The organism is Citrobacter sp. wls827, from assembly GCF_005280875.1.
GTDB lineage: Bacteria > Pseudomonadota > Gammaproteobacteria > Enterobacterales > Enterobacteriaceae > Citrobacter > Citrobacter youngae.
This window is the reverse complement of sequence record NZ_SZWR01000010.1, coordinates 44,829-63,755: the sequence shown is the minus strand read 5'-3', so window position 1 is coordinate 63,755 and position 18,927 is coordinate 44,829. Positions and strand designations below refer to the sequence as shown.

General features: G+C 54.7%; 17 protein-coding genes and 1 pseudogene. 15 read left to right on the top strand and 3 right to left on the bottom strand.

Annotation, left to right across the window (positions count from 1 at the left end):
- Nucleotides 1–72: 72 nt before the first annotated feature.
- The 6 genes from FDX03_RS03685 to csiE all read left to right on the top strand — a co-directional run bounded on the left by FDX03_RS03685 (nucleotide 73) and on the right by csiE (nucleotide 7,369).
- Entirely contained in the window at nucleotides 73–1,581 is a 1,509-nt protein-coding gene (locus FDX03_RS03685; protein ID WP_110249053.1) for a sugar ABC transporter ATP-binding protein, read from the top strand.
- Complete coding sequence (locus FDX03_RS03680; protein WP_137345492.1) at nucleotides 1,574–2,563, top strand: ABC transporter permease; 990 nt, start codon at nucleotides 1,574–1,576, stop codon at nucleotides 2,561–2,563. Before FDX03_RS03685 ends, FDX03_RS03680 begins: the two co-directional genes overlap by 8 nt.
- 1 nt (nucleotide 2,564) lies before the next feature.
- Entirely contained in the window at nucleotides 2,565–3,518 is a 954-nt protein-coding gene (locus FDX03_RS03675; protein ID WP_003037658.1) for an ABC transporter permease, read from the top strand.
- Between the two features lie 17 nt (nucleotides 3,519–3,535).
- A complete protein-coding gene (locus FDX03_RS03670) occupies nucleotides 3,536–5,173 on the top strand; it encodes an FGGY-family carbohydrate kinase (RefSeq protein WP_137345491.1) in 1,638 nt (545 codons plus the stop codon).
- A complete protein-coding gene (locus tag FDX03_RS03665) occupies nucleotides 5,170–5,769 on the top strand; it encodes an SIS domain-containing protein (protein ID WP_137345490.1) in 600 nt (199 codons plus the stop codon). Before FDX03_RS03670 ends, FDX03_RS03665 begins: the two co-directional genes overlap by 4 nt.
- A 322-nt stretch (nucleotides 5,770–6,091) precedes the next feature.
- Nucleotides 6,092–7,369: a stationary phase inducible protein CsiE gene (csiE, locus tag FDX03_RS03660; protein ID WP_137345489.1), complete on the top strand. Its 1,278-nt coding sequence runs from the start codon at nucleotides 6,092–6,094 to the stop codon at nucleotides 7,367–7,369.
- Here the strand turns inward: csiE and FDX03_RS03655 are convergent.
- Together FDX03_RS03655 and FDX03_RS03650 are read right to left on the bottom strand one after the other, a co-directional pair.
- The gene (locus FDX03_RS03655) at nucleotides 7,364–8,512 is read right to left on the bottom strand and encodes a 3-phenylpropionate MFS transporter (RefSeq protein ID WP_137345488.1); all 1,149 of its coding nucleotides are present in this window, start codon (nucleotides 8,510–8,512) and stop codon (nucleotides 7,364–7,366) included. The genes csiE and FDX03_RS03655 overlap by 6 nt on opposite strands.
- Nucleotides 8,513–8,600: 88 nt before the next feature.
- Nucleotides 8,601–8,957, bottom strand: a pseudogene (locus tag FDX03_RS03650) (aldose 1-epimerase); the annotation flags it as partial.
- Between the two features lie 510 nt (nucleotides 8,958–9,467).
- On the opposite strand from FDX03_RS03650, the gene FDX03_RS03645 reads away from it, so the two are divergent.
- The 4 genes from FDX03_RS03645 to FDX03_RS03630 all read left to right on the top strand — a co-directional run bounded on the left by FDX03_RS03645 (nucleotide 9,468) and on the right by FDX03_RS03630 (nucleotide 14,441).
- Entirely contained in the window at nucleotides 9,468–10,040 is a 573-nt protein-coding gene (locus tag FDX03_RS03645; protein WP_115601656.1) for a fimbrial protein, read from the top strand.
- A gap of 80 nt (nucleotides 10,041–10,120) precedes the next feature.
- Nucleotides 10,121–10,813 (top strand): molecular chaperone, encoded by a 693-nt coding sequence (locus tag FDX03_RS03640; protein ID WP_115643085.1) that lies wholly within the window; start codon nucleotides 10,121–10,123, stop codon nucleotides 10,811–10,813.
- A gap of 53 nt (nucleotides 10,814–10,866) precedes the next feature.
- Nucleotides 10,867–13,362 (top strand): fimbria/pilus outer membrane usher protein, encoded by a 2,496-nt coding sequence (locus FDX03_RS03635; RefSeq protein WP_137345680.1) that lies wholly within the window; start codon nucleotides 10,867–10,869, stop codon nucleotides 13,360–13,362.
- 11 nt (nucleotides 13,363–13,373) lie between these two features.
- Complete coding sequence (locus FDX03_RS03630) at nucleotides 13,374–14,441, top strand: fimbrial protein (protein WP_071887373.1); 1,068 nt, start codon at nucleotides 13,374–13,376, stop codon at nucleotides 14,439–14,441.
- On the opposite strand, the gene hcaR is transcribed toward FDX03_RS03630, so the two are convergent.
- Nucleotides 14,428–15,321: a DNA-binding transcriptional regulator HcaR gene (hcaR, locus tag FDX03_RS03625; RefSeq protein WP_137345487.1), complete on the bottom strand. Its 894-nt coding sequence runs from the start codon at nucleotides 15,319–15,321 to the stop codon at nucleotides 14,428–14,430. The genes FDX03_RS03630 and hcaR overlap by 14 nt on opposite strands.
- 135 nt (nucleotides 15,322–15,456) lie before the next feature.
- Here hcaR and hcaE point away from each other — a divergent pair, with 135 nt between their 5' ends.
- The 5 genes from hcaE to FDX03_RS22980 form a co-directional block, all read left to right on the top strand.
- Nucleotides 15,457–16,818 (top strand): 3-phenylpropionate/cinnamic acid dioxygenase subunit alpha, encoded by a 1,362-nt coding sequence (gene hcaE / locus FDX03_RS03620; protein WP_137345486.1) that lies wholly within the window; start codon nucleotides 15,457–15,459, stop codon nucleotides 16,816–16,818.
- Entirely contained in the window at nucleotides 16,815–17,333 is a 519-nt protein-coding gene (gene hcaF, locus FDX03_RS03615; RefSeq protein ID WP_115643084.1) for a 3-phenylpropionate/cinnamic acid dioxygenase subunit beta, read from the top strand. Before hcaE ends, hcaF begins: the two co-directional genes overlap by 4 nt.
- Nucleotides 17,333–17,653, top strand: coding sequence for a 3-phenylpropionate/cinnamic acid dioxygenase ferredoxin subunit (hcaC, locus tag FDX03_RS03610; RefSeq protein WP_061068352.1), 321 nt, complete (start codon nucleotides 17,333–17,335; stop codon nucleotides 17,651–17,653). The genes hcaF and hcaC overlap by 1 nt, the downstream gene beginning before the upstream one ends.
- The gene (gene hcaB, locus FDX03_RS03605; RefSeq protein WP_115601651.1) at nucleotides 17,650–18,462 is read left to right on the top strand and encodes a 3-phenylpropionate-dihydrodiol/cinnamic acid-dihydrodiol dehydrogenase; all 813 of its coding nucleotides are present in this window, start codon (nucleotides 17,650–17,652) and stop codon (nucleotides 18,460–18,462) included. The genes hcaC and hcaB overlap by 4 nt, the downstream gene beginning before the upstream one ends.
- Before the next feature lie 9 nt (nucleotides 18,463–18,471).
- The coding region (locus FDX03_RS22980) for an FAD-dependent oxidoreductase (protein ID WP_249356982.1) at nucleotides 18,472–18,927 on the top strand (456 nt) is incomplete at its 3' end.

Below are 18,927 nucleotides of genomic sequence, written 5' to 3'. Positions count from 1 at the left end.
GACCGTCTGGTCGGCGCTATCAACCAAACTTAACACTCAGCGTCCGTCAGGGCGCTCGCAGGGGTATTGTCCATGACAGACACCACCGCATTTATCACTCTTGAGAATATCAGCAAACAATTCCCGGGCGTGCTGGCGCTGGATAACGTGAATCTGACGCTGAGAAAAGGCGAAGTTCACTGTCTGGCGGGTCAAAACGGCTGTGGTAAAAGCACCATTATTAAAGTGATCTCCGGGGTTTATCACCCGGAAAAAGGCGCGCAGATTTTACTCGACGGAAAATTGTTCCATCACCTGACGCCGCAGCTCTCTTCCCATTATGGCATTCAGGTTATCTACCAGGACCTGTCGTTGTTCCCCAACTTTAGCGTCGCAGAAAATATTGCGGTTAACCGCTATCTGCCCGGCGGTGATATCTGGGTACGGCGTGGTGCTATGAAACAGCAGGCGCTGGCCGCCATGAAACGTATCGGGGTGAATATCGATCCCGATAAAAAAGTAGAAAAACTCTCGATTGCTGATCGACAGCTGGTCGCCATTTGCCGGGCGATTGCCGCCGATGCGCGTCTGGTGATTATGGATGAACCCACCGCATCGCTAACCCGTCAGGAGGTCAATGGCCTGCTGAAGGTGGTTAACGAACTGAAAGCGGCCGGCATTTGCGTGGTGTTTGTCAGCCATCGTCTGGATGAAGTGATGGAAGTGGCAGACCGCATCAGCGTGATGCGCGACGGCAAACTGGTGGGCACATATCCTGCCAGCGAACTGGACAGTCACGAGCTGGCTTTCCTGATGACCGGACAACGCTTCCACTACAGCCCGCTGCCGGAGAAATCATTCGACGATCGAGAGCCCCTGCTGGAGCTGCGCAACCTCAGCCGCAGAGGCAAATACCAGAACATTAATCTGTCGCTACACGGCGGCGAGATTGTCTCAATTGTCGGCCTGTTGGGCGCCGGGCGTACCGAGCTTTGTTTGAGCCTGTTTGGCATGACACACCCGGAAAGCGGCGAGATGCGTATTAACGGTCAGCCGGTCACGCTTCGTAATAACCACGACGCCATTAAGCACGGGATCGGCTATGTCTCAGAAGATCGCCTGACGCAGGGGCTGATCATGGAGCAGTCGATTTACGACAACACCATCGTCACGGTGTTTGATCAACTGCACACCGGTAGCGGCTTGCTCGATCATCGTAAAGCGCAAAAGCTGGTCGCCGATTTGATCCGCGAGCTAAATATCAAGGTGTCCGATCCGCACCTGCCGGTCAAAACGCTTTCCGGCGGGAATGCCCAGCGCATCGCCATTGCCAAATGGGTGGCGACCAATCCCCGCATTCTGATCCTCGACTCGCCTACCGTAGGCGTGGATATCGCCAACAAAGAGGGCATTTACCAGATAGCCCGCGATTTAGCGGAACAAGGTATGGCGGTGCTGATGATTTGCGATGAAATCCCGGAAGCGTATTACAACAGCCACCGCGTGCTGGTGATGCGTCGCGGCAGGCTGGTGGCGGAATTTAATCCTCATCACTGCCGTGAAGAGGAGATTGCTGAAGTGGTCGAGGTAATCAATGAATAAGATGCATCTGTCCCGTTTAATCGGGCAACATGAATTCTGGCTGGGCCTGCTGGTCGTGGCGCTGGCGGTTGGGCTGAGCATCAGCACCGACGAGTTCTTGTCTTTGGGGAACCTGACGGATGTGGCCACCAGCTACGCGATTCTCGGCATCCTTGCCTGTGGGCTGTTTGTGGTGCTGATTTCCGGCGGGATCGATATCTCATTTCCGGCGATGACCGCGATTGCCCAGTATGCGATGGCCAGTTGGGTGATCGGCCACGGCGGCAACTTCGCACTGGCATTAACCATTGCGATTGCGGTGGGCCTGCTGCTTGGGCTGATTAATGGCTTCCTGGTCTACTGGCTGCGCGTTCCGGCAATCATCATTACCATCGCCACGCTGAACGTCTACTACGGCCTTCTGGTTTACGCCACCAAAGGCACCTGGCTGTACGGTTTCCCTGACTGGTTTATGAACGGCATTAACTGGTTCTCCTTCACCGCGGCAGATGGCTACGACTACGGCCTGACCCTGCCCCTGCTGTGCCTGGCGGCGGTGATCATCTTTACCGCTGTGCTGATGAACTATACCCGTCTTGGCCGTCAGGTTTACGCCATGGGCGGCAACCGCGACGCGGCCTCACGCCTGGGGCTGAATCTGCTGAAGCTGCATTTCTACGTGTATGGCTATATGGGCATTCTGGCAGGTGTTGCGGCCGTGGTTCAGGCGCAAATCACCCAGTCAGTTGCACCCAATTCGCTGCTCGGCTTTGAGCTGACGGTGCTGGCGGCGGTCGTACTCGGCGGAACCAGCATGAGCGGCGGGCGCGGTACGTTGACCGGAACCCTGCTCGGCGTTGTCTTGCTCGCCTTCTTACAAAATGGTCTGACGCTGCTCAGCGTCTCCTCTTACTGGCACACCGTATTCAGCGGCGCCATTATCCTGGTCAGCATCAGTGCCACGGCCTGGAACGAAAAACGCAAACTGGCAAGGGAGCTTTGAGATGAAAACAATCGCCAGATTTTTACCCGGTGATGCCATCATTCGTCTGCAATGCGTCATTATTGTGGTCGTCGCCCTGGTTTTCTCAGCCCTGCTCGGCAGCCGTTTTTTTAGCGTCGCTAACTTCCAGTCGATAGGCTCACAGTTACCGATCCTCGGCATGCTGGCCCTCGGGATGGGTATGACCATGCTGACCGGCGGCATTAACCTGTCAATTATTGCCGGGGCGAACGCCTGCTCGCTGGTAATGGCAGCGATTATCGTTACCCATCCGGATAACCCGCTGTTTCTGGTGCTGGCGCTGCTGGCAGGCGCAGCCGTGGCGGTGGCTATCGGTACGCTCAACGGCGCGCTGATTGCCTGGGTCGGCGTCTCACCGATTCTCGCCACCCTCGGCACGATGACACTTATCTCCGGGCTGAATATTCTGCTCTCCAACGGGACGGTGATTTCGGGTTTCCCGACCGCCATTCAGTACCTTGGCAACGCCACGATTGCGGGTATTCCGGTGGCGCTGTTGCTTTTTTTCCTCGTGGCAATCCTGCTGTGGGTACTGCTGGAGCACACCACGCTGGGGCGCAGTCTTTATCTCGTCGGCTCCAATGAGCAGGCTACCCGCTACAGTGGTGTGAATACCGTACGGGTACAAATTTCCGTGTACGTGATTTCAGCCCTGCTCGGCTGGGTCGCCGCCATTCTGATGATGGCGAAATTCAACTCGGCAAAAGCCGGATACGGTGAGTCCTACCTGCTGGTCACCATCCTTGCCTCCGTACTCGGTGGCATCAATCCGGATGGCGGCTTCGGACGCATTATCGGCCTGGTACTGGCGCTGATTGTGCTGCAAATGCTGGAAAGCGGCCTTAACTTGCTGGGGGTCAGCAGCTATCTGACGATGGCGCTGTGGGGCGCGGTGCTGATCCTCTTTATCGCATTACAGAATCGTAAAGCCTGATTTCAGGAGAAAAAATTATGGCAAGTTACTTTATTGGTGTGGATGTCGGAACCGGAAGCGCCCGTGCTGGCGTGTTTGATCTCAACGGCAGAATGGTCGGCCAGGCCAGTCGGGCCATCGAGATTTACCGTCCGCAGGCCGATTTTGTTGAGCAGTCTTCCGATAACATCTGGCAGGCGGTGTGTAACGCGGTTCGCGATGCGATTAACCAGTCGGATATCAACCCTATCCAGGTGAAAGGTCTGGGTTTTGACGCCACCTGTTCACTGGTGGTGCTGGATAAAGAAGGTAAACCGCTGACCATCAGTCCGTCCGGGCGCAGCGAACAGAACATCATTGTGTGGATGGATCACCGCGCCATTACCCAGGCCGAACGCATCAACGCCCTGCACCACCGGGTGCTGGACTACGTTGGCGGCATTATCTCACCGGAAATGCAAACGCCAAAGCTGCTGTGGCTGAAGCAACATATGCCTAACACCTGGGCCAATGCGGGATACTACTTTGACCTGCCCGATTTCCTGACCTGGCGCGCAACGGGCGATGACACGCGCTCACTGTGCTCGACGGTGTGTAAATGGACTTATATGGGCCATGAAGACAAGTGGGATGCCAGCTATTTCCGCCAGATTGGGCTGGAAGACTTGCTGGAACATGATGCCGCCAAAATTGGTCGCTACGTGAAAACCATGGGCGAACCGCTCGGTCATGGTCTTTCTGCACTCGCCGCCAGCGAAATGGGGCTGATTCCGGGGACCGCTGTCAGCGTCTCGATCATCGATGCCCACGCCGGTACGCTCGGCACGCTCGGCGCGAGCGGTGTCTCCGGCGAGGTGGCGGATTTTGACCGCCGCGTCGCGCTGATTGGCGGCACCTCTACCGGACACATGGCGATTTCCAAAGAGCCGCGTTTTATCGGCGGCGTTTGGGGTCCTTACTACTCAGCAGTGCTGCCAGAATACTGGCTTAACGAAGGTGGACAGTCGGCAACCGGGGCGTTAATCGACCACGTTATTCAGTCGCATCCTTGTTACGAAACCTTGTTGACCCAGGCGAAATCTCAAGGGCAGACCATTTATGAAGTGCTGAATGCGCTGCTGCGTAAAATGGCCGGCGAGCCGGAAGATATCGCCTTTCTGACCCGCGACATGCACATCCTGCCCTATTTCCACGGCAACCGTTCACCGCGCGCCAACCCAACGCTCACAGGCGCTATCACCGGACTGAAGCTGTCGCGCACGCCGGAAGATATGGCGCTACAGTACCTCGCGACCATCCAGGCCATTGCGCTGGGAACCCGTCATATCATTGAAACGATGAATCAAAGCGGCTACACCATCGATACCATTATGGCCAGCGGCGGCGGGACGAAAAACCCGATCTTCGTTCAGGAGCATGCCAACGCCACCGGCTGTGCGATGCTGCTGCCTGAAGAGAGCGAAGCCATGCTACTGGGCGGCGCCATGATGGGAACTATCGCCGCGGGCGTGTTCGATACCTTCCCGGAAGCAATGTCGGCGATGAGCCGGATAGGTAAAACGGTCACCCCGCAGACCAATCGCATTAAGCAGTACTACGATCGCAAATATCGGGTGTTCCACGAGATGTATCAGGACCATATGAAATACCGCCAGTTGATGCAGGAGGACGCATGAGTGATTCATGGTCTCAGGCCAGCGGCGTATTCCAGCTCTATAGCGATGCCCTGGCGGGTCTGGGGCAGCATCTGACTGAACCTGTCTGGCAGTCGCTAATGGCGGAGCTGCGCGGTTGTCAGGGCAAAGTCGTCGTGACCGGCGTCGGTACCTCTGGCATTGCAGCGCGTAAAGTCGCACATATGCTTGCCTGCGTGGAACGTCCAGCGATTTACCTCAACGCGACGGATGCAGCGCATGGCGATCTCGGTTTTTTACGCGCCGACGACCTGGTGATTATGCTGTCACGCGGGGGTAATTCGGACGAGCTCACCCGGCTGCTGCCCGGACTGGCTGCGAGGAATGTGCCCATCCTGAGCGTGACTGAAAACGCGGATTCGGCCATCGCTAAAGCATCGAAGCTAGTGATTTCCACCGGCGTTCAGCGAGAGGCCGACCCGCTGAACATGTTAGCCACTACCTCAATTTTACTGGTGCTGGCTATCTTTGACGCCGCCTGCGCCTGTCTGATGAGCGAAAGCGGCTACTCAAAGGAAACGCTGCTGGCGGTACATCCGGGCGGCGATGTGGGATTAACGCTGAGTCGCGAGAAGTAACGCCAGACAACTGTTACGGAGGTAATGAACCTGTTGCCTCCGTCGTATTGCTACGTTCACTTTAGGTTTTTCACTTCTCTGCGATAGCATGTTCATACCTCCCTCCGCCAGCATTCCCCCCTCTGGCATTTTTTATATCTCAACAAAAGATAAAACAGTGAAAAAGCGGATTAACGCGCTGCGTTCCACTCCCGCTATCTGATCCGCACGTGAAAAATTCTGTGACGCCCTCCAGCATTCCTGGTGGAAAGCATTCCATTCTTCAAATCTATGATCAAACTTTAGCTATTCTTATCAAACATACTTACGGGAGACCCTACAGATGATGTCAACGCTTGCTCCGCCATCTGTACTTTCCGCTCCCCAGCGCCGTTGCCAGGTACTGCTGACGCTTTTCCTGCCGGGGCAAATCGCTACTACACAAACCTTCAGCAGCCTCAACGGTGTCGATGATGCCACGGTTCAGGAAGATATTATTGGCGCAGGACTCGAAATACAGCGTTATCACCGACTCGCGATTACCACCGCGCAGAATGGTGGCTATGCGATCGAAGGGACTCCGCTCAATCAGCGCCTGTGTCTGTTGCAGTGGCTACGCCGTGGTTTGCGAATTTGCCCGACTTTTATCGCCCAGCATTTCACGCCCGCATTAAAAATGGAGCTGAAACAACAAGGTATTGCACGTACGCTGTATGACGACACCAATCTGCATGCGCTCATCAATCTGTGCTCTCGGCGCTTACAGAAGCCGTTTGAGTGTCGTGACATCCAGTTCCTGCGCCTGTATTTACAATATTGCCTGCTACAGCACCACGCGGGGATCACCCCGGAGTTTAATCCACTCCAGCAACGGTGGGCGCAATCCTGCGCTGAGTATCCGCTCGCCGAGGAAATTGGCCGCCACTGGCAGCGCCACGTCATGCAACGTGCGCCGCTGGGCGAATCGCTGTTTATGACGTTGTTATTCTCAATGATTCGCATCCCCGACCCTATCCGCGATAATCACCAGCAGGATCGCCGCCTGCGCCTTGCTATTGCGCGGCTGGTGCTGCGTTTTCGCGAGTATGGCAACGTGCGCTTCAGCGACGAGCAAGGGCTGCACGACCAGCTTTATATTCACCTTGCCCAGGCGCTTAACCGTAGCTTGTTTGCCATTGGCATTGATAACACGCTACCGGAGGAGTTCAGCCGACTTTACCCCAGGTTGGTACGTACCACCCGCGAGGCGATACACGGCTTCGAAGCGGAATACGATGTCCAGTTTTCAGAAGAAGAGATCGGGCTGGTTGCGGTGATTTTCGGTGCCTGGCTGATGCAGGAAAAGGATTTGCATGAGAAGCAGATTATCCTGCTGACCGGTAGTAACGAACAACTTGAAGCGCATATAGAGCAACAGTTGCGCGAACTGACGCTGCTGCCGCTCAACGTAAAGCATATGCCGATGCAGGATTTTCAAAAAGAGGGAGCCCCGCGTGGCGTAACGCTGATTATTACGCCATACACCACGCCGCTACCGCTGTTTTCTCCCCCGCTGATTCATGCGGATCTGGCGCTTACGTCTCACCAGCAGCAGCAGATCCGCAAAATCCTCGAATCATAACGTCGCAGGCTGCGCCACCACTTTCGGGCGCAGAACGATTGCCGGGAGCGCCACCAGCGCCATCACCCAGAATACGCCGCTGCCCAGATTCTGGTACAGGTATCCTGCGAATACGGTCATGATGGCGATGCTACCGCCCATCGCCACCGCCGAGTACACCGCCTGGAGACGAATCACTTCGCTGCCCTGTCGCGCAGCAATGTAACGCATTGCCGCCAGGTGGCAGACGGTAAACGTGCCGCAATGCAGGATTTGCACCGCAATCAGCCATGGCAGCTCTGTGCTCCAGCCCATCAGCCCCCAACGCGCGACGCCGCAAACGGCGGAAAGCAGCAGAAGATCGCGAGCGCTAAAGCGGCGGAACAGCTTGTGGCTGAGCGCAAAAATAATCACTTCCGCCACCACGCCTAATGACCATAAATAGCCCACCGCCGAAGCGGAATAACCGGCAGACTGCCAGTAAATGGCGCTGAAACCGTAATAAGCGGCATGTGCGCCCTGCAGCAGACTCACGCAGGCCAGAAAACGCCAGCTTTGGGTTATTAGCGCGCGCCAGGCGGGCCATCCCGCGCTCTCCTGCTGACGGTTCTCCCCCGCTGGCTGTACGCTTGGGCGGATCATCATCCCCAGCAGCATTGATGCAACGCCAAGCGACAGCAGGACCAGGATAATCCGATAGTCGAACAGGCTCACCAGTTTGCCGGTCAACGCAGAGCCGATCACAAAGGCCACGGATCCCCACAGTCGCACCCGACCGTAATCCATGGTTATCTGTTTTTGCCAGGTGTTGGCCAGTGCGTCGGTCAGCGGCACCAGCGGCGAGAAAAACAGGTTAAAGCCGACCATCACCACCATCAGCCACGCCACGTTGGTCCCCGCCCAGAAGGCCAGTGCAAACACCAACGTCAACAAGGCCAGAATACGTAACGCTGAGATCAGCCGAGAGGGATCGCTCACACGCGGTGCGATCAGCAAGCTACCGAGAAAACGGGCAATCAGCCCCGCGCCCAGCAGTAAACCGATGGTTTCCGGCGTCAGCCCCAGCCCTTCGAGCCAAACGCTCCAGAAAGGCAGAAAAATACCGTAGCTAAAGAAGTAGGTGAAATAACCGAGCGCCAGCCAGCGCGTGGAATGCAAAGCCATGAATCCCTCCCGTTTGGTGGCGATAGTCTGGCGACAAACGCAGGCTGGCGCAAGTGAGCATTAACACGCAGATAACATGATTTTTGCCCTATTCGACGCAAATTTGCATCGCAAAATGGCAGCGTTCACCCTGCGCTAAAACCTGTAACCCCGGCTGCCCCTGCATGTGGTGGGCATTCACCGGATGCGTCTGCGGATCCAGACACAGAAACGGCTCACCCGACATTCTGAACAGCATCAACCATGAAGTTTGCGCTAAAATCGTGACTCTCATCACATCTCGCTGAATAACAGCCCGTCCGCTCCAGCCGGAATAGCCGACGTTCAGCCAGCTATCCTCACCGTATTGCGCGCGCATGAAATCCGCCGCTGGTGGAATGACACGTTGCCATTCCAGCGGCAGATGCTGTTCTCCCTCCGGCCAAAAGCCGCTGGCGGTGAACTGCGCCAGCAGATACCAGATATCGTTATCGGTCTGCCCCGGTAACCGCCCTTCCCCAGGCAGAAGCTGCAATCGTGTCAGAAACGCCCCCCCACTAAATCGCCACCCGTCTCTGTAAGCGATCATCTGCGGGTTCACGTCGCGCTGCCAGACCACGCTTTGCAGCATCGCCCACCAACCAGCCGTGGAGTGCAAACCTTGATTCCTCCCGTTGTCGAGGGCACTCGAAGAATTGCACCTATACCAGCTAATACGTTTCTGAAATAGATAGTATATATATAGAAAAGCAAAAATAATTCACAAACAAAACACATCTGCACAATCAATAATAAATTAGCAGAACAAGTAATAATATATTAATTATCCATAAACAAATTCTGAAAATCACCTTAAGCAATACCAGAACTGGAATACATTCAATATCATTCAAGGTAACTAAAGTTATTAAAATAGTTAAACAATTTTAATTGTCATCATTCATTAATATAACGCATGGAAGAAAGAGGTACTTTAATGAAAAAAGTAGTGAAATCAATCGCCGTCGGTTTACTTGCGCTTTCTGCGGGAAGCGCATGGGCGACGGACGGCACCATTGAATTTACAGGCGAGATTTTAACCAGCACCTGTGAATTTGCCAACGGTGATACGATCAACGTCGAATTAGGCCACTACGCCGCCAAACAATTTAAAAGCGTTGGCGATCGTTCTCCGGCTATTCCGGTCGATATTCCACTGAAAAACTGCCCAACAACGCCGTGGAAACACCTTGATGGCAATACGGACAACTCATTCCAGATGTGGTTAGAAACGCGTAGCGGCGGTACCGTTGCGGGCAACGAAAACCTGATTGCCGTCAACAGTCTCGATGTTCCTGCAACGGGTGTAGGTATTCGAATCGACAGAGCCATCGACGGGAAACAAATGTCGCTGAATAAGCTTACCGATCCGAAAATCAGCTTTACACCTGAAGCCGACGGCACAACGACGGTAGGACTGCAGGCCTACTACGTTTCCACCGTCGATTCTTCTGCCATCACCCCAGGGGAAGCAAACGCCACTGTTGATGTCACCATCGACTATCGCTGATTGCCATCGACCATCTCTTTCCCTTCTTTCCATAGACGGGGAAAGAAGGGGTTTCTGACGCCAGGTTAAGGATAACCGAGATGAAAAAAATCACAGCATTAGCGCTGACATTACTGCTGAGCGGCTGGTCCTGCCAAAATTTCGCTGGCGGAATTGTACTGGAAAGAACCCGCGTCATTTATGACGCAGGGAAGAAAGAAGCCGCGCTACCCGTGACTAATCGCAGTGAAAGTCTGCCCTATTTACTGCAATCCTGGGTCGACAATGAACAAGGGACAGCCCGTGGTCCCTTTATTATGACGCCACCGCTATTTCGCCTGAATGCAGGCAATAATTCATCATTGAGAATAATAAAGACGTCTGATGATATAGCTAAAGATAAAGAATCCCTGTTTTTTATTAACGTACGCGCCATTCCGGCAACACAACAATCCGATAGCGTCGAAAATAATATGCTGACGCTGGTATTTAAAACCCGAATTAAGCTCTTCTACCGTCCGAGCAGCCTGGTAGGGAAGCCCTATGACGCCTATAAATTACTCGAATATAAATATAGCAATAATAAGTTAGACATCTATAACCCATCTGCTTATTACGTGGTCTTCGCGGGATTGATGCTGGATAAAACCGATCTGACCAACAACATAGAGCGGATCGCACCTGGCGAGCATAAACAGTTGGCAGTACCGGGTCTGGCAGGAAAGACGGTGCAGTGGGCTGCAATAAACGACTACGGCGGAACTAGCCAGACGGAAACCAGGACGCTGCAATAAATCGCGTCTTACAGCCAACTTACGACGTTAGCTCTCAGGGAATGAAAAGCGATATGGTGCAATCAACGCCACATTTTTCAGATATTAAACCACTCGCCTTGTGGCTGCATTGCGCAATCATCAGCGGATGTCTGGCATCTGTCCATGCCAGAGCCGATGTCTTCTACTTTGACCCAACGCTTCTGGAAACAGAAAAAAGTGGTCAGTCGTCGGTCGATCTTTCCGTTTTCTCTCAGGAGAATTCACAGCTCCCAGGAGAATATATCGTTGATATTTATGTTAATAAAAAGAAAATCGTACAGCGAAAAATCCCATTTATTGCAGATAAAAATCACCAGTTAATTCCCCAGCTAACCCTTGAACAACTGCGCGAGTTGGGCGTGAAAATTGAAAATTATCCACAGCTCGAAAAGCTGGATGACCTTACGACGATCGGCAACCTGGCGCAGGCCATTCCTGGCACCGTCTCGGAGTTTGATATCAACCACGGCAGACTGAACCTAAGCGTGCCCCAGATAGCGCTGTACCGCGATGCTCGCGGCTACGTTGCACCTTCTCGCTGGGACGATGGCATACCGGTTCTGTTCACCCACTACACGTTTAGCGGTTCGCAAAATCAGTATGACGGTGATAGCAATCAGCACCAGTATCTGAATATGCAAAACGGTGTCAACCTTGGTCCCTGGAGGCTACGTAACTACTCGACCTGGACACACAACGACAGTGATGCGCATTGGGATAGCATTAATAGCTGGCTACAACGAGATATTAAAAGCCTGAAATCACAGCTGATAGTAGGAGAAAGCGCAACTGAAGGCACCGTGTTCTCAAGTTATCAGTTCACGGGAGCACGTCTCTTTTCCGACGAAACCATGTTACCAAACAGCCAGCGTGGCTTTGCGCCAACAATTCGTGGCATCGCACACTCAAGCGCTATCGTCACAATACAGCAAAACGGCTACACCCTTTATCAAAGCAACGTGCCGGCTGGGGCCTTTGAAATCAACGACCTCTACCCTTCCTCCTTTAGTGGCGATCTCGATGTCACGATTGAGGAAGCTGACGGTACGGTAAGGCACTTCGTCCAACCCTTCTCTGCGCTGCCGCAAATGCAAAGACCCGGATACCTTAAATACAGCGTCACTGCTGGGCGTTTTCGCGCCCCAACGTCGCAGGACAGCAATGAACCCGAGTTTCTTGAAAGTACCGCCAGCTATGGCCTGAGCAACGCCATTACGCTGTATGGTGGTCTGAATGCCTCGCAGGATTACCAGGCTTTAGCGCTGGGTCTTGGCTCAACGCTTGGCGTACTCGGGGCGGTGTCGACAGATGTGAGCCGTGCAGATACCCAGTTGAATACGGATGGCCGTTATCATGGTTATAGCTGGCGTACACAGTACATTAAAGATATCCCCGAAAGCGGCACCAGCGTGTCGCTAAGCTATTATCGCTATACCAGCAGTGGCTATTTCAACTTTTCCGACGCCAATCAGAAGGATATCCGTGCCGACGATCGCCTGCGCAGCGAGGCTCAATTTACGTTCAACCAGTCACTGCTAACAGGCATCAGCTTTTATGCTTCAGGCTCACAGCAAGAATACTGGGACCGCGGGCAGCAGGATAAAAACCTGTCTATTGGCCTGAACGGTAACCTATGGGGAGTCAGCTATAACCTGAGCGGCCAGTTCACCGACTCTCAGGACCACGAAAACGATCGCACGCTATCGCTCAGCCTGAGCATACCGCTAGATCGCTGGCTATCCCATACACAGGCCACGTGGAGGACCACCGATCAGCGCGATCGTCCTACTGAGCACGAAGTGGGCATTAACGGCTCTCTGCTGGACGATGGCCGCCTGAGCTATAACCTGAAACAACGACAAAGCGAAGGAGGCGGCAACAAAAGCAGCAGCCTTTACGGCAGCTATCGTTCTGCTTTTGGCACCGCCAACGCTGGCTATGATTACAGCGCCGATAGCCGGCAATTGAGCTATGGTCTTTCCGGAGGTATTGTTGTCCACCGCCACGGCGTGACCCTTTCACAGCCTTTGGGCAATGCCTTTGCGCTGGTAGATGCCAACGGCGCTGCCGGTATCCGGGTGAAAAACTACCCCGGCATTGCCACCGACCATTTCGGCTATGCCGTGATTCCCTTCCTGACCGCTTACCAGGAAAATTCGATATCGATCGATACTACGCAGATGCCGGATAACGTTGACGTAACCGAAACAGTGCGCACCGTTGTGCCTAATCGAGGCGCCGCCGTCGCCGCCCAGTTCCTTGCTCGTACGGGTTACCGCGTACTGCTAAAACTCACCGATGGTCAGGGTAACGCACTCCCTTTTGGCGCCATCGCCAGCAGCCAGACCCAGCAAAGTATTGTTGATGACGGCGGTGTGTTGTATATCAGCGGTGTGAACAATCAGCCGCAAATCTGGTCTGTGCGTTGGGGCAACCAACCCGATCAGCAGTGTCAGTTCACCTTTAGCCTGCCGGAAAGTGTCAGCCGCGGCACTTCAATACAAAATGGCAACGCACAATGTCGATAAGGAAGATGTGGATGAGAAATGGAATTTCTACCGCTGCAAGCGTCGTGCTGCTCGCGCTTTTTTCCCCCGCAGGCTATGCGATCACTGGCGCCTGCTCGGCGAAAGGCAGTTTTAGCGCCAATGTGTCCAGCGACTGGACGCAAGATCAGAATGTCACTGGCCGCACCCTGGAACTGCCGACACCGCTCACGGGCAACGCCTACCAGATAGAGTGTACCTGCGAGGCAAATACCAAGGTGGGCCTGTTTTATACGGTAACCAGCGGCCTCTCACAAACTGGCAAAGTAGGTGGTTATTACCGCCTGAACAACAATCTGGATATTCAAACTGAAGTCGACGATATTCCTGGCGTTACCGGTGTCACCCCACTGAATACGCAAGCCATCAGAGAGAGTGGTGCCTACCAAAGCGGTGGTAGCAACGGCAGCGTCTGCGCGGCCGATCCGGCGGATACCCGAGCCGCGCCTGTGACAATTGGTGCCAATACCCGTTTGACGTTTTACGTCACCAAACCCTTCCTGGGCGAGCTCGTGATCCCGGACACACTCGTCGCTTCAGTACGTGCCGGATGGAGCACCAACACCACCCCACCATCCTTGAGTACGCTACAAGATATTGCCGAACTGCGCATTCAAGGGAGCATTACCGTGCCGCAAAATTGTAAAATCAACCAGGGAGACATCATTCGAGTCGATCTCGGCTTTATCAACGTCAGCCGTTTTACGACAAAGGACAGGATGCCAGACGGCTACACGCCGGTTAAATTTGAAATTCGTTACGATTGCGGCGACACATCAGAAATGGGTAATGATATGGAAATGCAGATTGATAGCAACGATGTCGTTAACCAGTACACGTTGGTCGCCCGTCGCCGTGAAACGGACAACGTCCCGGATGTCGGTATACAAATGTCACGTGATGGCTCCCAGATGATCCCCTTTACTAATGGGTTGCTCAGCCTCGATTCTTCAGGTCAGGGTGCCATCAGCCTGGAAGCGTGGCCGATAAACATGGTGGGCGGCACGCTGTCACCGGGAAAATATAGCGGCACAGCAACCATTACCGTTATTGTAAAGTAGCGCACTCGGCTGGCCGCTGCGCCAGCTCGATAAAATCGCGCAGGGCGGGTTTCAGGTCACCTTTTTTCCACGCCATCAGCAGCGAAATGGTTGGGATATCGCCGATAATTGGCCGGAAAACCACCTGCCCGGTATTAAAATTATTCATATAACCGGGTATCAAAGTGACCCCCAGCCCCATACCGACCAGGTTCATCGTCACCAGAATATTGGTCGCCACCTGCACAATATTGGGCTGGCTTTTCTGCTGCTGAAACCAGTTTTTGACAATCTTCGCTAATACGCCGGAATAAGCGGGATCGGTGCTGACAAAATTGACACCGTTCAGTTGCTGTGCCGATATCGCCTGTTCACTGGCTAACGGATGGTTAACCGGTAGCACTACCACCAGCGGCTCATGAATGAGCTCCAGATACTCCAGTTCCGGGCTGTAAACCGGATGGCGCATTAAACCAACATCCAGCTCCCCACTCAGGATCTTCTCTTCCTGCTCGGTGGTTATCAGACTCACCAGTTCAATGTGTGTATCCGGTTGTTTTAAACGAAACAAAGGCAGCACCTTAGGCAGCAGATTCACCTCTGCTGAAGGAACAAAACCAATCGTAAAATGATTATCTTCCTGCACCGTTTTACGGGCGCGAATTTTCGCGTTCTCTGCCTGTTCGAGGATAGCCAGCGCATCCTGTAAAAAGCACTCTCCTGCCGCCGTCAGCGCAACTTTTCGCTTATCGCGCACCAGTAACGGAACGCCCACGCAGGTTTCCAGATCGCGGATCTGACTGCTTAACGACGGCTGGGAGGTATGCAACTTTTCTGCCGCTCGGGTGAAACTCAGCGCCTGCGCCACCGCGACAAAATAGCGTAAGTGCCTCAGTTCCATGCCCTGCTCCTTGTTATCGAAAAAATGTCTCAACTGGTAGAAATTTACTATTTCACAGATTGATAACTAACCAGCAACATCCTTAGGGCACATAAAAAGAAGGTCAATACATCTTAGCTTTCAGGATTAAAAAATATGACCACACCCTCAAATTTAGACATCTACCAACTGATCGACACGCAAAACGGTCGCGTAACCCCACGAATTTATACCGACCCTGAAATTTACCAACTGGAGCTGGAACGCATCTTCGGACGCTGCTGGCTATTTCTCGCCCACGAAAGCCAAATCCCCAAACCCGGTGATTTTTTTAACACCTACATGGGCGAGGATGCGGTGGTGGTGGTTCGCCAGAAAGACGGCAGCATTAAAGCGTTTCTCAACCAGTGCCGCCACCGCGCGATGCGCGTCAGCTACGCTGACTGCGGCAATACCCGCGCCTTCACCTGCCCGTATCACGGCTGGTCTTACGGTATTAACGGCGAGCTGATCGACGTCCCACTGGAGCCGCGCGCTTATCCGCAAGGTTTATGCAAATCGCATTGGGGACTGAACGAAGTGCCTGGCGTCGAGAGCTATAAAGGGCTGATTTTCGGCAACTGGGATACCAGCGCACCAAACCTGCGCGACTACCTCGGCGACATCGCCTGGTATCTCGACGGCGTACTCGACCGCCGTGAAGGTGGCACCGAAATCGTCGGCGGCGTCCAGAAATGGACCATCGACTGCAACTGGAAATTCCCCGCCGAACAGTTTGCCAGCGACCAGTATCACGCGCTGTTCAGCCATGCCTCCGCCGTGCAGGTACTGGGGGCGAAAGACGACGGCAGCGATAAGCGCCTCGGCGACGGTCAGACCGCCCGCCCGGTGTGGGAAACCGCCAAAGACGCGCTACAGTTCGGTCAGGACGGGCACGGCAGCGGCTTCTTCTTTACTGAGAATCCCGATGCCAACGTGTGGGTCGACGGTGAAGTTTCCAGCTACTATCGCGACACCTACGAAGAGGCCGAGCAGCGTCTGGGTAAAGTTCGCGCCCTGCGACTGGCCGGTCACAACAACATTTTCCCAACGCTTTCCTGGCTCAACGGTACCGCCACGCTGCGCGTCTGGCACCCGCGCGGGCCGGATCGGGTTGAAGTGTGGGCGTTCTGTATTACCGATAAAGCCGCCTCTGATGAAGTGAAAGCCGCGTTTGAAAACAGCGCCACGCGGGCTTTTGGCCCCGCCGGGTTCCTGGAGCAGGACGACTCGGAAAACTGGTGTGAAATTCAAAAACTTCTCAAAGGCCACCGCGCGCGCAACACCAGCCTGTGCCTCGAAATGGGCTTAGGCCAGGAAAAACGCCGTGAAGACGGCATTCCGGGGATCACCAACTACATCTTTTCGGAAACCGCCGCGCGTGGTATGTACCAACGCTGGGCCGATTTGCTCAGCAGCGAAAGCTGGCAGGACGTGCACGAGAAAACCGCCGCGTACCAGCAGGAGGTGATGAAATGAGCACTTTAGTTTCTCTCGAACTGCATCATCGCATCAGCCAGTTTCTGTATGAAGAAGCGCGTCTGCTGGACGACTGGCAGTTTCGCGACTGGCTGGCGCAGTTGGATGATGACATTCGCTACACCATGCGTACCACGGTCAATGCTCAGACCCGCGACCGTCGCAAAGGCGTACAACCGCCGACGACGTGGATTTTCAACGACAACAAAGACCAGCTCGAACGCCGCATCGCACGGCTGGAAACCGGCATGGCCTGGGCAGAAGAGCCGCCTTCCCGCACCCGCCACCTTATTAGCAACCTGCAGGTCAGTGAAACCGACGTGCCCGACGTCTTCGCCGTGCGCCTCAACTATCTGCTGTATCGCGCGCAAAAAGAGCGGGACGAGACGTTTTACGTCGGCATGCGCGTGGATAAAGTCCGTCGTTTGCCGGGCAACGAGTGGCGCTTACTGGCGCGCGAGATCGTGCTGGATCAGGCGGTTATTACCTCCCATAACCTGAGTGTACTGTTCTGATGAGTCGTATTTATGCCTGCCCCGTAGGGGATTTGCCGGAGGGTGAAGCCCTCCGGCTCGACACCTCGCCCGTCATCGCGCTGTTCAATGTTGGCGGCGAGTTTTATGCCATTAACGATCGCTGTAGCCACGGCAACGCCTCGATGTCGGAAGGTTATCTGGAAGACGATGCCACCGTGGAATGCCCGCTGCATGCGGCCAGTTTTTGTCTGAAAACCGGCAAAGCGCTATGCCTGCCCGCCACCGATCCGCTAACCACCTACGCAGTATATGTGGACGGTAGCGATGTATTTGTTGATATTCCAGAGGACGCCCGATGAGCGATTTACGCGATAACGTGGTTTTTATTACCGGCGGCGGTTCCGGCCTCGGCCTGGCGCTGGTCGAGCGCTTTATTGAAGAAGGCGCGAAGGTCGCTACGCTCGAACTGTCGCCAGCCAAAGTCGCCAGCCTGCGCCAGCGTTTTGGCGAACATGTATTGGCGGTAGAGGGCAACGTCACCTGCTACGCCGACTATCAGCGTGCGGTCGATCAGATCCTCACCGTGTTTGGCAAGCTGGACTGTTTTATTGGCAATGCGGGCATCTGGGATCACAACGCAACGCTGGTGAACACCTCTGCTGAAGCGCTGGAGAGCGGCTTTCACGAGTTATTTAACGTCAATGTGCTGGGTTATCTGCTGGGGGCGAAAGCCTGTGCCCCGGCGCTGATCGCCAGCGAAGGCAGCATCATATTTACCCTGTCAAACGCTGCCTGGTATCCCGGCGGCGGCGGGCCGCTGTACACCGCCAGTAAGCACGCGGCTACCGGGCTGATTCGCCAGTTGGCCTACGAGCTGGCGCCTAAAGTGCGGGTGAACGGCGTCGGTCCGTGCGGTATGGCCACCGATCTGCGCGGCCCACAGGCGCTGGGGCAAAGCGATACCTCAATTATGCAGTCACTGACGCCGGAGAAAATCGCCGCCATTCTGCCGCTCCAGTTCTTCCCCGACCCAGCCGACTTTACCGGGCCATACGTGATGCTGGCGTCGCGTCGCAACAACCGCACCTTAAGCGGCGTGATGATCAATGCCGATGCCGGGCTGGGTATTCGCGGTATTCGCCACGTCGCCGCTGGTCTGGATCTCTGAGGAGGCGTTATGCACAACAAAATTATTGCTATCGTCGGCGGTGGACAGGCCGCAGCGATGGCGGCGGTAGCACTGCGCCAGCAAGGGTTTGACGGCGAGATACATCTGTTCTCCAATGAGCCGCATCAGCCGTACGAACGCCCGCCATTGTCCAAAGCCATGCTGCTGGACGACGCCCCGCAGCTACAGCCGGTGCTAAACACGGCCTGGTGGCAGGAAAAAAATGTTCATCTGCATCTGAACGTGACTATCCAGACGCTCGGCCGCCAAACGCATCAGTTGGTGCTGGCTGACGGGCAGAGTTATCCGTGGGATCGGCTACTGATTGCCACCGGTGCCGCGGCCCGTCCTCTTCCGCTGCTGGATAAACTGGGCGATCGCTGCTTTACTCTGCGCCACGTTGACGACGCGACTCGTCTGCGAGACGCTTTACTCCCCGGTAAATCGATTGTGATAGTCGGGGCG

Bases quoted from the DNA above. Each gene is read 5' to 3' on its own strand.
- FDX03_RS03645 (WP_115601656.1), top strand. From the start codon at position 9,468: ATGAAAAAAGTAGTGAAATCAATCGCCGTCGGTTTACTTGCGCTTTCT.
- FDX03_RS03630 (WP_071887373.1), top strand. From the start codon at position 13,374: ATGAGAAATGGAATTTCTACCGCTGCAAGCGTCGTGCTGCTCGCGCTT.
- FDX03_RS03665 (WP_137345490.1), top strand. From the start codon at position 5,170: ATGAGTGATTCATGGTCTCAGGCCAGCGGCGTATTCCAGCTCTATAGC.
- hcaB (WP_115601651.1), top strand. From the start codon at position 17,650: ATGAGCGATTTACGCGATAACGTGGTTTTTATTACCGGCGGCGGTTCC.
- FDX03_RS03685 (WP_110249053.1), top strand. From the start codon at position 73: ATGACAGACACCACCGCATTTATCACTCTTGAGAATATCAGCAAACAA.
- FDX03_RS03635 (WP_137345680.1), top strand. From the start codon at position 10,867: ATGGTGCAATCAACGCCACATTTTTCAGATATTAAACCACTCGCCTTG.
- hcaC (WP_061068352.1), top strand. From the start codon at position 17,333: ATGAGTCGTATTTATGCCTGCCCCGTAGGGGATTTGCCGGAGGGTGAA.
- csiE (WP_137345489.1), top strand. From the start codon at position 6,092: ATGATGTCAACGCTTGCTCCGCCATCTGTACTTTCCGCTCCCCAGCGC.
- FDX03_RS03675 (WP_003037658.1), top strand. From the start codon at position 2,565: ATGAAAACAATCGCCAGATTTTTACCCGGTGATGCCATCATTCGTCTG.
- FDX03_RS03680 (WP_137345492.1), top strand. From the start codon at position 1,574: ATGAATAAGATGCATCTGTCCCGTTTAATCGGGCAACATGAATTCTGG.
- FDX03_RS03640 (WP_115643085.1), top strand. From the start codon at position 10,121: ATGAAAAAAATCACAGCATTAGCGCTGACATTACTGCTGAGCGGCTGG.
- hcaE (WP_137345486.1), top strand. From the start codon at position 15,457: ATGACCACACCCTCAAATTTAGACATCTACCAACTGATCGACACGCAA.
- FDX03_RS03670 (WP_137345491.1), top strand. From the start codon at position 3,536: ATGGCAAGTTACTTTATTGGTGTGGATGTCGGAACCGGAAGCGCCCGT.
- hcaR (WP_137345487.1), bottom strand. From the start codon at position 15,321: ATGGAACTGAGGCACTTACGCTATTTTGTCGCGGTGGCGCAGGCGCTG.
- FDX03_RS03655 (WP_137345488.1), bottom strand. From the start codon at position 8,512: ATGGCTTTGCATTCCACGCGCTGGCTGGCGCTCGGTTATTTCACCTAC.
- hcaF (WP_115643084.1), top strand. From the start codon at position 16,815: ATGAGCACTTTAGTTTCTCTCGAACTGCATCATCGCATCAGCCAGTTT.